The sequence below is a fragment of the Comamonas sp. wu1-DMT genome, from assembly GCF_040187805.1.
GTDB classification, from domain to species: Bacteria; Pseudomonadota; Gammaproteobacteria; order Burkholderiales; family Burkholderiaceae_C; genus Comamonas; species Comamonas thiooxydans.
Window position 1 is genome coordinate 58,832 of the sequence record NZ_JBANEM010000013.1, and the last position, 14,428, is coordinate 73,259.

Below are 14,428 nucleotides of genomic sequence, written 5' to 3' on the forward strand. Positions count from 1 at the left end.
AACCTCTCTTGGCCGCCCTCCACACAGGGCTATGGTCACGGTCTGCAGTCTCACCGACTGCAGACCAAACAGTCGCAATTGCCCGCCAGCCCACACAGGCAAACCGGCCGCGACACAATAAGCCCACCTGCTGGTGCATGGTTGCAGCGCTTTGTGCGCCGCAGCGATTGCATCCCGAGCCCCAAGCTCAGGCCGGCACATGCCCGACAACGGCGTGAGAATGCACACCGGCCAGCCCTGCCCGGGCTGGCAACGTAGAGATCGAGTACTGTTTTATGACAACATGGACGCTGGCAGAACGTGCTGCCAAGATGAATTCCTCCGCCATCCGCGAGATCCTCAAGCTGACCGACCGCCCCGGCATCATCAGCATGGCTGGCGGCCTGCCTTCCCCCAAGGCCTTCCCCCTGGACGCGTTCACCGAAGCCTGCCAGACCGTGATGCAGCGCGACGGTGCCGCAGCCCTGCAGTACTCGACCACCGAGGGCTTTGCCCCGCTGCGTCAGGCGATTGCCGACTTCCTGCCCTGGAGCGTCGATCCTGAGCAGATCCTGATCACCACCGGCAGCCAGCAGGCGCTGGACCTGATCGGCAAGGTGTTCCTGGACAAGGGCAGCCGTCTGCTGGTTGAAAAACCCACCTACCTCGGCGCCCTGCAGGCCTTCACTCCCATGGAGCCCGTGGCCGTGGGCGTGGACAGCGATGACGAAGGCATGCTGATCGAAGACTTTGCCAAGCAGATCGGCAGCGGCGCCGACAAGGCCCGCCTGGCCTATGTGCTGCCCAACTTCCAGAACCCCACCGGCCGCACCATGAGCGATGCGCGCCGCCAGGCTCTGGTCGATAAGGCCAGGGAACTGGATATTCCCCTGATCGAGGACAACCCCTACGGCGACCTGTGGTACGAGCAGGAGCCTCCCCTGCCCCTGGCTGCACGCAACCCCGAGGGCGTGATCTACATGGGCTCGTTCTCCAAGGTGCTGGCCCCCGGCCTGCGCATCGGCTTCATCGTCGCGCCCAAGTCCGTCTACGGCAAGCTGACCCAGGCCAAGCAAGCTGCCGACCTGCACACCCCCAGCTTCAATCAGCGCGTGGTGGCCGAAGTCATCAAGGACGGCTTCCTGGACCGCCATGTGCCCACCATCCGCGCCATGTACAAGGCTCAGCGCGATGTGATGCTGATGGCCCTGGAGCGCGAGATGGCCGGCCTAGACGTGCAATGGACACGTCCCGTGGGCGGCATGTTCCTCTGGGTCAAGCTGCCTGCAGGCATGGACGCCCAGGCCCTGCTGGCCAAGGCCGTGGAGCGCAATATGGCTTTTGTGCCCGGCGCGCCCTTCTACGCCGGCGATGCGCAGAACAACACGCTGCGCCTGTCGTATGTGACAGTGTCTGCCGAGCAGATAAATATTGGCATTGCTGCTCTGGCTGACGCCATCCGCAGCAACACCCCCTGAGGCGCTGACGCGCCTAGGCGGCCCCGCCTTCCCCCTCTCTCGCTTTGCTGCGCAATGCGGGAGGGGGACGACAGCCTCGGTGCGCGGCGGCGCTTCCTCGCTGTCTCTGATACCCCATGGCATGTGAAATGCCACATCGACCGGCTCTGCGCCGGTTTTTCTTTTTGCCGACAATCGCTGCCCATGTCTGCCTCCGCACATACCAGCCCCCTCTCTCGTCCCTATATGACCGTGGACGTGTTCACGCATACTGCGTTGCTCGGCAACCCCGTGGCCGTGGTACTGGGTGCCGATGGCTTGAGCGATGCGCAGATGCAGGCCTTCGCGCGCTGGACCAATCTGTCGGAAACCACTTTTGTGCTGCAGCCCACGCCTGAGGGGCTGGCTGCGGGCGCCGACTACCGGCTGCGCATCTTCACGCCCGCGGGCGAGCTGGCTTTTGCCGGCCACCCCACGCTGGGCAGCTGCCATGCCTGGCTGGCCCAGGGCGGCCAGCCGCGCAACCCCGAGCAGGTACTGCAGGAATGCCAAAAAGGCCTGGTAGCCATTGGCTGCGATGCGCAAGGTGCGCTGTTTTTCGAAGCCCCTTCGCTCGACTCCCAGGAGATTTCCGAAGAGGAGCTGGCACCCGTGCTGCAGGCCCTGGGCCTGCAGCGGGAACAATTGCTGATGGCGCGTAGCCTCTACAACGGCTCGCCCTGGCTGGGAATGCTGCTGGACCACCCCGATACGGTTCTGAGTGTGGAGCCAGACTTTGGAGCACTCAAAAAGCTGGGGACCAAAGCAGGTCTGGCGGCCATTTATGAGGTGGAAGAGGATGCCCCGCTGATTGGCCGCTCCAGCCGCGAGGCCCGCGCTTTTGCCAAGCAGGCGGAAGAAGCAGCTCAAGAAAAAGTGACCCCAGCCCAGCCACGCCTTGAAGTGCGCGCCCTGATAGGCGAGACCGCCAGCGAAGACCCTGTCACCGGCAGCCTGAATGCTGCGCTGGCCCAATGGCTGACGGGCGAGGGTCTGCTGCAGACGCCCTATATCGCCGCACAAGGCGTATGCGTGGGCCGTGACGGACAGGTTCATGTCCAGACCGCCGCCAACGGCAAGCTCTGGGTGGGCGGCCATACCGTGACCGTCACATCAGGCCGCGTCCTGCTTTAGACCTCAGAGCCGGCTCAGAGCTGGGCCGGCGTCATCCTGCAGATCTGGTCGGCCATGGTTTCGGCCTCCTGCGCGTTGTGCGTGACCAGAATCGCCGTCTGCCCGGTGGCCCGCAGAATATCGCGGACCTCCAGCGTCAGGCGCTCGCGCGTGGCGGCATCGAGATTGGAAAATGGCTCATCGAGCAGCAGCAAGGCCGGGGACGGCGCCAGGGCGCGGGCCAGCGCCACACGCTGCTGCTGACCGCCGGACAGCTCGTGCGGGAACTTGCTACCTGAATTCGCCAGCCCCACCACGGCAAGCAGCTCCTGCACACGTTTGTCGCGCTCTGGCTTGCCCATGCGACGCAGGCCGAAGCCCACGTTCTGCACTGCCGTCAAATGCGGGAACAGGCCGTATTCCTGAAACATCATGCCCACATGGCGCTGCTCGGGAGGCAGATGCGTGCCGGGGCCGGAGAGCAATACCTCGCCCAGATGAATGCTTCCCGCGCGCACCGGCTCAAAACCCGCAATCGCTCGCAGCACGGAGGTCTTGCCGCAGCCCGAGGGCCCCAGCAGGCTGGCGATATGACCTGCAGGCACCTGCAGATCAAAGCCCTGCAGCACGGTGTGCAAGCCCTTGGGCGTGTCATAGCCCAGTTGCAGCTGCGCAATTTGTAGAGAGGCGGTCATGCAATCACTTCATCACGACTTACGCAAAACGGGTTCATGCAAGACAACTGCCTCAAAAGGCCGGCCATTGTTGCATTCTTGTTTGCGTAAGTCCTATTCATATTCAATAGCTGCTTGCGTAATACCCATAGGCGCCGCAGCCCATCTTCATGCTTATTCATCGCTGCCCACCCGACAGCTGCGTGCGCGCCAGCAGCATAACGGGAACCAGCCCCGCGACCACAATGCACAGCGCGGCGATCGCGCCCTCCTCATAGGTGCCGCGCGCGGCTTCCGCATAGAGCCAGGTGGCCAGGGTGTCGAAATCGGCCGGGCGCAGCAGCAAGGTGGCGGGCAGCTCCTTCATGGCGTCGACAAACACCAGCATGGCACTGGTGGCCATGGCGGGCCGCAGCAGCGGCAGATGCACGCGGCGCAGCGTGCCCAGGCGGCTTTCGCCCAGCAGACGCGATGCCTGCTCCAGCGTCGGCGGAATACGCGCCAGTCCGGCCTCGATGCCGCCCACGGGCATGACCAGAAAGCGAATCACGCAGGCAGCCACCAACACAATGCCCTGCCCCATCAGCGGCAGGCCGTTCATACCGAACAGTTGGGCCAGCCCGGCGTCGAACGCCAGCGCAGGCGTCAGCAGGCCGATGGCCAGCACCGTGCCCGGCACGGCGTAGCCCAGCGCCGCCAACTGCGCGGGCCAGCGCGAAGGCGCTCGCGTGCTGATGCCTGTGCGCGTGGCCCAGGCCACGACAAGACCCGCGGCCACCGCGATCACGGTCACGCCCAGCGCCAAACCCAACGTGTTGAGCAGACTGGATACCAGGCCCTCGGACACGCCAGAGCCCTGCACCAGACGCTTGCCGCTTTCCCAGGCCAGATAGGCCGCTGGCGCAGCAAAGCCGATCAGCACCGGCAGACTGCAGGCCAGTGTTGCCAGCCAGGCCCTGCCTGCGGGCAGACGGTGCGGCGCTATGGCTCTCATGCGCTGGGCCGAGCCAAAGCGCTGACGACTTCGGCCCTGACGCTCCAGCCAGACCAGGGCCACCACGGCCAGCAGCATGGAGCAGGCAATCTGCGCGGCACCAGCCAGATCGGAACGAGTGACCCAGGTGGTGTAGATCGACACCGTGAGCGTGTGCACGCCCAGAAACTCGGACGCACCGATATCGTTGAGTGTCTCCAGCAGCGCCAGGCTCAGGCCCACGACCAGCGCCGGTCGCGCCATGGGCAGGGCCACGCGCCAAAAAGCACCCCAGCGGGTCTCACCCAGCGAGCGTGCAGCCTCCATAAGATGCGCCGGCTGGGTCATGAACATGGAGCGCGCCGTCATGTACACATAGGGGTAGAGCGTGAAGCCCAGCACGAAGATCGCACCGCCCATGGAGCGAAGATCGGGCAGGCGCCACTGACGCGGGCTGTCGTACCCCAGCAACCAGCGCAGCGCGCCTTGCACCGGGCCTATGGGGTGAAGCAGGTCCAGATAGGCAAAGGCCACGATATAGGCCGGCATGGCCAGCGGCAGCAGCAGTGCCCAGTGCAGCCAGCGCCGCCCCGGAAAATCACAGGCCGTCACCAGCCAGGCACAGCCCGTGCCCACCACCAGCACCACCAGACCCACCCCGCCCAGCAGCCAGGCCGTATTGGCTGCGGCATCGGGCAGCACATAGCGCAGCAGATCCTGCCAGTGCGCCCAGTCCGCCCCCAGCGCCAGCCAGGCCAGCGAGGCAATGGGCGCAAACACCCCCAGCGCAATCAACCAGCTTGCGCCCTGCCACACCGGCCCAACGGGCCTGAGCCCTGAACGAAGATAAGAAAACATCAAGACAAAACGATCACGGCAAGACCAAGGGCCCAGAAACAGACATGCCCCAGCAAAGGGGCTCAAACAGGAGCGCAATGCTAAAACAAGCATGCTCCCAAGCAAGGGACAGCGAGCAAGGGCCGTCCCGCTGCAATGCTGTCGTCCCCTCCCCTAGTGCGCAGCGCATAGAGAGAGGGGAAGCGGCGGGGCCGCTCAGGGGTGTTTACTTGTCGAATCCCACCTTGTCGACCAGCACGCTGGCAGCCTTGCGGTGCTTGGCAATCTCGGTCAGCGGCAGCGGATCGATCTTGATCTCGCCGATGCTCTGGGCCACCACGGGGTCCAGCGCCACGCCCTTGCGCACAGGGTGCTCGTAGTTGGCCTGAGCGTACATATTCTGGGCCGGTTCGGAGACCAGGAACTCCAGCAGCTTCACGGCTTGATCGCGGTTGGGCGCGTGCTTGGCCACCGAGGCGCCGCTGATATTGATATGCGTGCCGCTCTTGGGATCGTTGAAAGTAGGCTTGACGACCTTGATGGCATCACCCCACTTGCGTGCGTCCGTACCTTCCTTGGCCGCCTTCATATGGCCCACGTAATAAGTGTTGGCCAGGCCCACATCGCAGATGCCGCCCAGAATGTCACGCGCCACGTCGCGGTCACCACCTGTGGCCTTGCGTGCCAGATTGGCCTTGACGCCCTTGAGCCACTGCTCGGTCTTGGCCTCGCCGTCATGGGCAATCATGGCGGCAATCAGCGCCGTGTTGTAGGGGTGCTGGCCGGCACGGCTGCAGACCTTGCCCTTGAACTGCGGCTTGGCCAGGTCTTCATAGCGGAAGGCGCCGATCTTCATGTCCTTTTCGGCATACAGCACGCGGGCCCTCATGGACAGCGCAAACCACTGATTGTCTGCGGCACGCAGCTGGGCAGGAATGGCGGCTTCCAGAATGCTGGACTTGACTGGCTGGGTCACGCCACCGTCCACCAGATCCAGCAGATTGCCGATATCCACCGTCATCAACACATCGGCAGGCGAGCGCTGGCCTTCGGCCTTGACGCGCTCCAGCAGGCCGTCCTTGACGAAGACCGTCTTCACGCCGATCTTGGTCTGCGCCGTGAAGGCCGCCAGCAAGGGCTGGATCAGTGCCGGTTCACGGGTGGTATAGAGCGTGATGTCCTCGGCGTGGGCGGACAGCGCAGGGGCGCACAGGCTGGCAACGGCGGCCAGTGCAAACAGGGGTCGTCGAAACATGGAGGGCTCCAGAAGGTGAACAGGCATAAAAAAAACACGCTCCGCCTCGAAATCGACAAGCCTCCTGCCAGCCAAGTGCAAGAGATCCGTGAACCAGTACCGAAAGCGGAGCGTGTTGTTATGTTTTTGAGAATAGCTCTCAACTATCTTAACCGAGCGCCAGGCCATGCCTGTACCTCAATCCCGATGCGAGATGCGGAAATGCGAACCAGTCCGCTGTCACCCAAGCGCCACCTGGTCGCAGGCATGACAGCGCAGCAAGCGGCCAAGGCCCAACATCCGCGCCATGGGAAACCTCTACCTTGTGCGCCATGGCCAGGCCTCGTTTGGCGCGGATGATTACGACCAGCTCAGCCCACGCGGCCAGGAACAGGCCGTGCGTCTGGGTGAATACTGGCGTGAGCGAGGTCTGAAGTTCGACGCCGTCTATGCAGGCACGCTCAAGCGCCATCAGCAGACGCTGGCCGGCATAGTCCAGGGTCTGGGCAGCGCTTCCAGCCCCGAGGCACAAAACCGGCCCGGACTCAACGAGTACGACAGCGAAGCCCTGCTGCGCGCCATCCACCCTGGCCCTCTGCCCAGGCCCGATACGCCCGAGCTGTACCGCCATCATTTCCGCCTGCTGTGCGACGCGCTGGCGCAATGGATGGGAGGTACCATCAGCCCGGTCGGCATGCCTGACTGGAATGGTTTTGCGGATGGAGTGCACCAGGTGCTCGAGGAGATACGCCACCAGCACAGCGGCCAGAACGTGCTGCTGGTCAGCAGCGGCGGCCCCATCTCTGCGGCCGTGGGCCAGGTGCTTGGAACCGCGCCCGAGGTGACCATCGCCCTCAATATGCGGCTGCGCAATATTGCAGTGACCGAGTTCAGCATCAGCCCCAAGCGGCTGATGCTGCAAAGCTTCAATACGCTCAATCATTTGGATGGGCTCGAGTACAGAGACTGGGTCACCGCAGCCTGATCACCCACGACCCCGGCGCAGGCAAACACAAGCTGCTACAAGTCCTGCATGGACTCCATCTTTCTCAGCCTTGGCGATACGGCGCTGACGCTTGACATAGGCGCGCAGCAGCACCGGCTGCCCATAGGCATTGCAACCCTGGTCAAGGCCTTTGCCCAGCGCATGCCCAATGCGCTGATGCTGGAAAACGCGATTGCCGATGTCGAGGATGCCGTCATGCCGGCCGGGCGCTGGCTGCCTGCAGGCGCCAGTCTGCTGCAAACGACAGCCCCGCTGCTGCGGCAATTGATCCACAGTGCCACAGCCGACCCGCAAGCCACCCAGGCGTCACGCGAGGCCATCGAGAACCTGTTCGAGCTGCTGGCGCGCCAGGCCCAGCAGCCCGGCCATGCCGACCCGCAGCTGCCGCAGACCCCCGAGCATGCAGCCGCCCTGCTGATAGTGCGCGAGGTCATGCATCACTGGGGACTGGATACCCTGCAAGCAAGCGGTAACTAGCCATACCTGTGCGGCATAGCAGACAGAACGCTTTGCGGCTGCCTCCGGGCATCTTTCGGCGGCACACTCTTGGGATAAAAGTTTCAGACAGAAGGACAAGCATGAAACGCCGCAGTTTTACCCAATCCCTGATCAGTGCCGCAGCGGGGGCTGCCCTGCTGAGCGGATTTGCTGCCACCGCCCAGGCCGAAGGCCTGTCCAACCGACCCATCCGCATCGTCGTTCCCTTCGGGGCCGGCGGCGTTGCCGATGTGACGGCCCGTGTCGTGGCCCAGCAGCTGTCCACCCAGCTCGGCCAGCCCGTGGTCATAGACAACAAGCCCAGCGCGGGCGGTATCGTGGCGGCCGACACCGTGGCCAAGGCGGCGCCCGACGGACATACGCTGTTTCTCATGTCCAACGGCAGCGCCGTCACGGTGAATCTGTTCAACAATCTGCCCTTCGACATGGTCAAGGACCTGACGCCCATCTCCACGCTGGGCTACTTCGACATCGGCGTCATCACCGATGCCAAATCGCCCTTCAAGAATTTGGGCGAACTCGTGAGCTATGCCAAGGCCAATCCCGGCAAGCTGAACCTGGGCAGCATCAACGTGGGCAGCACCCAGCACCTGGCGGCAGAGCTGTTCAAGACCACGGCCGGCATTGATGCTCAGATCGTGCCCTTCAACGGCACACCCGCCGTGGTGACCGCGCTGCGCGGCAAGCAGATCGATGCGGCCGTGGAAATTCTCACGCCCATCATGGGCCAGATCAATTCCAAGGCCGTGAACCTGCTCGCGGTGACGGGCGAGAAGCGCTCGCCGCTGCTGCCCAATGTGCCCACGGCCCAGGAATCCGGCGTCAAGGGCTTTGTGGCCTCGTCCTGGAATGCGCTGGCTGCACCCTCCAAGACACCAGCCCCCGTGATCGCGCGTCTGAACAAGGAAATCAACGCCGCCGTCAACAACCCCGAGGTCGCCAAGAAGCTGCGCGAACTGAATGTGCAGGCCCAGGCCAGCACGCCAGAGCAGACCGCCAAGCTGCTGCAATCGGAAATCAAGCGCTGGGGCGATGTGATTGCTCAGGCAAAAATACCGAAGCAATGACAGCAAGGACTATGTTTTCAGTAGCTTCTAACGCTTGATAGCATTGATTTTCAAAACAAAACAGCCTGCAAATGCAGACTGTTATTGCGTGAGAAGCTCCTGAATTCAAAGCGGCTGCGGCTGGTTTCCCACCGTGCTCAGGGGCAGGTCATGAATTTCGCCCAGCAGCCTGACCAGGCCCTCGGCCGATGAATGCACCATGGCCGCGCCGCGCTCGGCCGTCGCGGCGGCGGAGTTGCCCACGGCTCCGGCCGGGTTGTAGTCCTCAATGGCCCAACCCAGCTTGGCACTGCGGCCATTGCCGATGAAGTGGTATTTTCCGGCCCGCAGCTCCGAGCTGGAGGCAAAGTTCTGCGCACGCTCCATATGCACGGTCTCGGGCGCCAGGTGCAGCATCATCGATGTCTCCACTTCGCCGCCGTGAATGCCGAAGCGGTGCTCATGCGCGCAGAACTGCTGGTTGGCCACATCATCCACCAGCCCGAACCAGCTGGCGCTGTAGACCAGCAGGCCATGCCGGATGCGCAGCTCGCGCGCAACGATGTCCATCACGCTGACCTGGCCGCCATGACCGTTGAGCAGCAGCAGCTTCCTGATGCCGGCGCGCGCCACGCAGGCGCCCAGCTCTGTCCACAGCGCAATCAGTGTGGCAGGCTGCAGGCTCAAGGTTCCTGCATAGTGCGTATGCTCGACCGAAAAGCCGATGTTCTGCGACGGCAGAAACAGCACCGGCAGCTCGGCGGGCAGCTGCGCCAGAGCGGCATCGATGACGCCATCTATCAGGCTGGCATCCACCGACAGCGGCAGGTGCGGCCCATGCTGCTCCACCGCAGCCACGGGCAGCACGGCCACGGTATCGGCGGCCAAACCATTGCTCTGGGCCAGGGCAAAGTCATGGGCCGAGGCCTGGGCCCAGAAGCGTGACGGCCAGCTGGGAAGCGCGCTTGCGTGAGTGGTCGGGGTATTGCTCATGACCATCATCGTAGCTGCGCCAGCTCCACAAAACCACGTCTCGCTCCCGACTTCGGTCCTACCTCCCGTCATCCGCAACCGGACGACATGCCCCACAATGGCCCGATGCCTGAAGCCTCCGCAAGCGCCCCGCGCCAGAGTGCGCGCACCGCCACCTCCAAGCCCCAGACCCGCGATCTGACCCAGGGCCCGATTGCCAGCACCTTGCTGGTCTTTGCCCTGCCGATTCTGGCCGGCAATGTGCTGCAGTCGCTCAACGGCTCGGTCAATGCCATCTGGGTCGGCGGTCACCTGGGCGAGGCCGCGCTGACGGCCACCGCCAATGCCAACAATGTGATGTTTGCGCTGATCGGTGCGGTGTTCGGCATCAGCATGGCGACCAATATCCTGATCGCCCAGAGCATGGGATCGAAAAACATCGCGCAAGCCAAGCGTGTACTTGGCACCAGCGCTACGTTTTTTGGTGTTGTCTCACTGCTGATTGCCTTGCTGGGCTGGCCGCTGTCGCGCCATCTCATGCAGTGGATGAGCACACCCGAGGCAGCGCTGCCGCTGGCCGAGGCTTATCTCAAGGTCATCTTTCTGGCCATTCCACTGCTGTTCATGTTCAGCTTTGTGACGGCGGCCCTGCGCGGCGCGGGAGACACCCGAACGCCGTTCTGGTTTCTGCTCGCCGTCGTGGCACTGGACATGGCGCTCAACCCTCTGCTGATCTTTGGCTGGGGGCCCGTGCCGCGCATGGGCATCCAGGGCTCGGCGGTCGCCACGCTGATTGCCAATGCCGTGAGCTTTTTTGCCCTGCTGGGCTGGCTACGCCTGCGCCGCCATCCCTTGTGGATAGGTCGCCGGCAGCTGGGGCTGTTCAAGCCCGATCTGACGATTGTGCGCACTCTGGTGGTCAAGGGCCTGCCCATGGGCGTGCAGATCGTGATGATCTCGCTGGCCATGATCGCCATGATTTCCATGGTCAACGAGCATGGTGTGCAGACCGCATCCGCCTATAGCGCCGCGCTGCAACTGTGGACCTATGTGCAGATGCCGGCCATGGCCATAGGCGCGGCCTGTTCGTCCATGGCTGCGCAGAACGTGGGAGCAGGGCTCTGGAGGCGTGTCAGCGCCACGGCCAATGCAGGCATGCTGGGCAATCTCTTGATGACGGGCAGCCTGATCGTCCTCATCGTGCTGCTGGACCGCCATGTGCTGGGCTGGTTTCTGCCCGGCGGCAGCCCCTCACTGGAGGTGGCCCGCCATCTCAACCACATTGCCATAGGCTCCTTCCTCTTCTTCGGCGTGACCTTTGTGCTGGCCGGCGTGGTGCGCTCCACGGGGGCCGTGATGGCGCCGGTGCTCATCCTGGCAATTGCCATGTGGGGCATACGCGTGCCCGTGGCGCGCTGGCTGCAACCCGTGATGGGCGTGGATGCCATCTGGTGGAGCTTTCCCATCAGCTCCGTCTGCTCCATGCTGATGATGCTGGCCTACTACCGCTGGGGCAACTGGCGCCAGGCGCACATGCTGCCCACCAGGCAAACCGAACCTGCAATCAAAGCCCCTCCGGAAACCTCCGAGAACACCTCCGTCGATGCCGATGCACTGCTGAACAACGCCAGCAACTGCGAGCGCATTGTCATGCCGGCCGAAGTCGGTGGTCAGCCGCCCAGCCCCGTGGCCAATCAGGCCCAGGCTGTGGACAAATCCTGAAGCCGCTTGACGGCAGATGCACTCATACCGACTTAATCACCGCTGACCATACTGCTGCGGTTCAGGAACCAAAATACTGGCCCAGGCTCTTACCAACGTCATGCTCTTTGCCACTTCTTCACGCCGCCCTCGCCTGTCGCTGCTTGCGCTCTGGCTGATTGCCTTGCTTTTGATAGCTGCAAGCGCTTTATCCACAACCGCCACAGCCGGAATTCAGCTCAGAACATCAGCCAGCAACTCCACCGCCCTGGTGCAAACCCCGCGTGTACGGGCCGAACTGGTAGCCCATGCCCCCGAGGGAATTGCCGCCGGCCAGAGTTTCTGGCTGGGACTCAAGCTCGCGCATGAACCCGACTGGCATACCTACTGGAAGAACGCGGGCGACTCAGGACTGCCGACCGAACTGCAATGGCAGCTGCCATCGGGCTTGAGCACCGGCAGCATTGACTGGCCCACGCCCCATGCGCTGCGGGTGGGGCCGCTGGTCAATTACGGCTATGAAAACACCGTGCTGCTGCCCATCCCGGTCAAAGTCGCCAACGACTTCAAGGCTCCCGCATCCGGCATGGTGGAGGTTCATCTTTCCGCCAGCTGGCTGATCTGCCGCGTGGAGTGCATCCCCGAAAGCGGCGAGTTCACCCTGCAGATTCCCGTGGTCGGCAGCACCGCCGCCAACAGTGAAGATTTCCTCAAGGCCCGGGCACAGCAACCCGTGGCCTTGAACGGCAATGGCCAGGCCAGCGTGCAGCCAGCCACCGATGCCAAGATCGCTGACGACCGTATCCATCTGCGTGTCGCGGGCCTGCCGGCTGCGATCAAGGGCAAAACGCTGGAGCTCTACCCCGAAAATGCCGAAACCTTCAAGCATGCTGCCGAATCTGGCAAAGACTGGCAACAACGCTGGGATGGCGACGACTGGGTCGCTGAAGGTCTGCCGCTGTCCGATATGCGCAGCGATACGCCACCGCAACTGGCCATTGTTGTGGCTCTGGCGGGCAAGGACCGCGCTGCGGCCCTGGACAATGGTCAGCCTATCGCCTGGCGCAGCACGCTGGATGTGCAGGGGCAATGGACGCCCGCCACTCTGACCGGCGTTTCCCCCGCGCTCGCTGCCGCACTGGAAGCGAACAAGAATGCAACAGCTCCTGCCCAGACCTCGGGCAGCGTCAGCAGCACAAGTCTGTTGGCGGCCCTGCTGGGCGGCCTGATCGGCGGCCTGATCCTCAATCTCATGCCCTGTGTGTTTCCCGTACTGGCCATCAAGGTGCTGGGCTTTGCGGGCCATGGCCAGAACCGCCAGGCCCAGAAACTGGGCGGCCTGGCCTATACCGCCGGCGTGGTGCTGTCCTTTGTGGCACTCGGCGCACTGCTGCTGGGCCTGCGCGCGGCGGGCCAGCAGCTGGGCTGGGGCTTCCAGCTGCAGTCACCCGTGGTCGTGTCGCTGCTGGCAGCGCTGTTCACCGTGCTGGGGCTGAATCTGGCCGGACTGTTCGAGTTCGGCAGCCTGCTGCCCAGCCGCATTGCCAGCGCCCAGGCACGCAACCCGGTGCTGGACTCCTTTCTCTCCGGCGTGCTGGCCGTGGCGATTGCCTCGCCTTGCACGGCGCCCTTCATGGGGGCCTCGCTGGGCTTTGCCATCGATATGCCTGCGGCGCAGGCACTGACGGTGTTTGCCGCACTCGGCGTCGGCATGGCCCTGCCCTATCTGCTGGCCAGCTTCGTGCCTTCCGTCGTGGGCTGGCTGCCGCGGCCCGGCCCCTGGATGCAGACCTTCCGCCACGCCATGGCTTTCCCCATGTTTGCCACTGTGGTCTGGCTGGTCTGGGTGCTGGGCCATCAGGGCGGCATGGATGCCGCTGCGGCCCTGCTGGCCCTGCTGCTGGTGCTGGCCGCGCTGATCTGGGCCCTGGGCCTGCGCGGCAAGAGCCGCATCAGCCTCGGCGCTCTCGCCCTGCTGCTGGCCGCTGGCGTGGCCTATTACGCCCTGCCGCTGATCAAGGCCGAGCCTGCGGGCCAGGCTCAAACACAGGCCGGCGAACTCTGGCAACCCTGGTCGGCAGACAAGGTTCAGTCTGCCCATGCCTCGGGCCAGCCGGTGTTTGTGGACTTCACGGCCGCTTGGTGCGTGACCTGCCAGGTCAACAAGCGCACCACGCTCAGCAATGCCGAGGTGCTTGCTGCCTTTGCGCAGCACCAGGTGCAGCTGCTGCGCGCCGACTGGACACGCCAAGACCCAGCCATCACCCAGGCACTGCAATCGCTGGGGCGCAGCGGCGTCCCCGTCTACGTGCTGTACCTGCCCGGCAAGCAGCCTGTGGTGCTGAGCGAGCTGCTCTCCAAAAGCGAGGTGCTTGACGCACTCAAACAGATCTAGGCCATTACCGCGCGCAAAGCATGACGCAATTCAGGCTGTCGCCACTTCCTCATGCAGGCAGAGGTAGTTACCCTCGGTGTCCTTGAACCAGGCGGCTTTCTCGGACCCCAGCACGCAGACATGGTTGACGGTCTTGAAGTCGGGGAAGTCGTAGTCCTCAAACACCACACCCCGGCTTTTCAGTTCCCGAATGCTGGCAGCGATATCGGGCACCCGAAAGCTGATGGCCGTGTGCTCGGCCTTGGTACCGCCAGGCTTTGGAAACAGGGCCAGCGCACTGCCGCCAACCAGGTAGACAAACTTTCCATCGGGCCGCAGCTCTCCTGGCTGCAGACCCAGGCTTTCTTCGTAGAAAGCACGAGCACGCGCCATATCCATTACCGGCAGCATCGTCGTCACAGCAGAATGGCTCAGCATAAGAACTCCTTTGCCCGGCGCTGCGGGTTCATGGCCCTGAGTCGAGCGGATCAAGCTTAGCCCCAGGGGTTGGCAGATGCCAGCCCC

General features: G+C 63.8%; 12 protein-coding genes. 7 read left to right on the forward strand and 5 right to left on the reverse strand.

What is annotated here, in order from left to right; translation table 11 throughout:
- Positions 1 to 275: 275 nt before the first annotated feature.
- Complete coding sequence (locus tag V8Z78_RS18465) at positions 276 to 1,457, forward strand: aminotransferase-like domain-containing protein (protein ID WP_349731885.1); 1,182 nt, start codon at positions 276 to 278, stop codon at positions 1,455 to 1,457.
- A 225-nt stretch (positions 1,458 to 1,682) separates the two neighbouring features.
- Complete coding sequence (locus V8Z78_RS18470; RefSeq protein WP_179627404.1) at positions 1,683 to 2,609, forward strand: PhzF family phenazine biosynthesis protein; 927 nt, start codon at positions 1,683 to 1,685, stop codon at positions 2,607 to 2,609.
- 14 nt (positions 2,610 to 2,623) lie between these two features.
- Here the strand turns inward: V8Z78_RS18470 and V8Z78_RS18475 are convergent, their stop codons facing one another.
- From V8Z78_RS18475 to V8Z78_RS18485, 3 genes are all read right to left on the reverse strand, one after another.
- Entirely contained in the window at positions 2,624 to 3,283 is a 660-nt protein-coding gene (locus tag V8Z78_RS18475) for an ABC transporter ATP-binding protein (protein WP_003065547.1), read from the reverse strand.
- A gap of 157 nt (positions 3,284 to 3,440) precedes the next feature.
- The gene (locus V8Z78_RS18480; protein ID WP_041743883.1) at positions 3,441 to 5,093 is read right to left on the reverse strand and encodes an ABC transporter permease; all 1,653 of its coding nucleotides are present in this window, start codon (positions 5,091 to 5,093) and stop codon (positions 3,441 to 3,443) included.
- A gap of 205 nt (positions 5,094 to 5,298) precedes the next feature.
- Complete coding sequence (locus tag V8Z78_RS18485) at positions 5,299 to 6,327, reverse strand: extracellular solute-binding protein (RefSeq protein ID WP_003065551.1); 1,029 nt, start codon at positions 6,325 to 6,327, stop codon at positions 5,299 to 5,301.
- Positions 6,328 to 6,613: 286 nt separating this feature from the next.
- On the opposite strand from V8Z78_RS18485, the gene V8Z78_RS18490 reads away from it, so the two are divergent.
- The 3 genes from V8Z78_RS18490 to V8Z78_RS18500 all read left to right on the forward strand — a co-directional run bounded on the left by V8Z78_RS18490 (position 6,614) and on the right by V8Z78_RS18500 (position 8,877).
- On the forward strand, positions 6,614 to 7,291 hold the full coding sequence (locus V8Z78_RS18490) for a histidine phosphatase family protein (RefSeq protein ID WP_179627182.1): 678 nt from the start codon (positions 6,614 to 6,616) through the stop codon (positions 7,289 to 7,291).
- Positions 7,292 to 7,339: 48 nt separating this feature from the next.
- Entirely contained in the window at positions 7,340 to 7,789 is a 450-nt protein-coding gene (locus V8Z78_RS18495) for a hypothetical protein (RefSeq protein ID WP_012836838.1), read from the forward strand.
- Positions 7,790 to 7,890: 101 nt separating this feature from the next.
- The gene (locus V8Z78_RS18500; protein WP_012836837.1) at positions 7,891 to 8,877 is read left to right on the forward strand and encodes a Bug family tripartite tricarboxylate transporter substrate binding protein; all 987 of its coding nucleotides are present in this window, start codon (positions 7,891 to 7,893) and stop codon (positions 8,875 to 8,877) included.
- A 105-nt stretch (positions 8,878 to 8,982) separates the two neighbouring features.
- On the opposite strand, the gene V8Z78_RS18505 is transcribed toward V8Z78_RS18500, so the two are convergent.
- Positions 8,983 to 9,858 (reverse strand): creatininase family protein, encoded by an 876-nt coding sequence (locus V8Z78_RS18505; RefSeq protein ID WP_349731887.1) that lies wholly within the window; start codon positions 9,856 to 9,858, stop codon positions 8,983 to 8,985.
- 96 nt (positions 9,859 to 9,954) lie between these two features.
- Between V8Z78_RS18505 and V8Z78_RS18510 the strand changes: the two genes are divergently transcribed.
- Together V8Z78_RS18510 and V8Z78_RS18515 are read left to right on the forward strand one after the other, a co-directional pair.
- Positions 9,955 to 11,550 carry an MATE family efflux transporter gene (locus tag V8Z78_RS18510; protein ID WP_179627185.1) on the forward strand — a complete coding sequence of 532 codons (1,596 nt, stop codon included), beginning with the start codon at positions 9,955 to 9,957 and terminating at the stop codon, positions 11,548 to 11,550.
- A 100-nt stretch (positions 11,551 to 11,650) separates the two neighbouring features.
- Positions 11,651 to 13,924: a protein-disulfide reductase DsbD family protein gene (locus tag V8Z78_RS18515; RefSeq protein WP_179627186.1), complete on the forward strand. Its 2,274-nt coding sequence runs from the start codon at positions 11,651 to 11,653 to the stop codon at positions 13,922 to 13,924.
- A gap of 30 nt (positions 13,925 to 13,954) precedes the next feature.
- Here the strand turns inward: V8Z78_RS18515 and V8Z78_RS18520 are convergent, their stop codons facing one another.
- On the reverse strand, positions 13,955 to 14,341 hold the full coding sequence (locus V8Z78_RS18520; RefSeq protein WP_039050727.1) for a VOC family protein: 387 nt from the start codon (positions 14,339 to 14,341) through the stop codon (positions 13,955 to 13,957).
- Positions 14,342 to 14,428 lie beyond the last annotated feature (87 nt).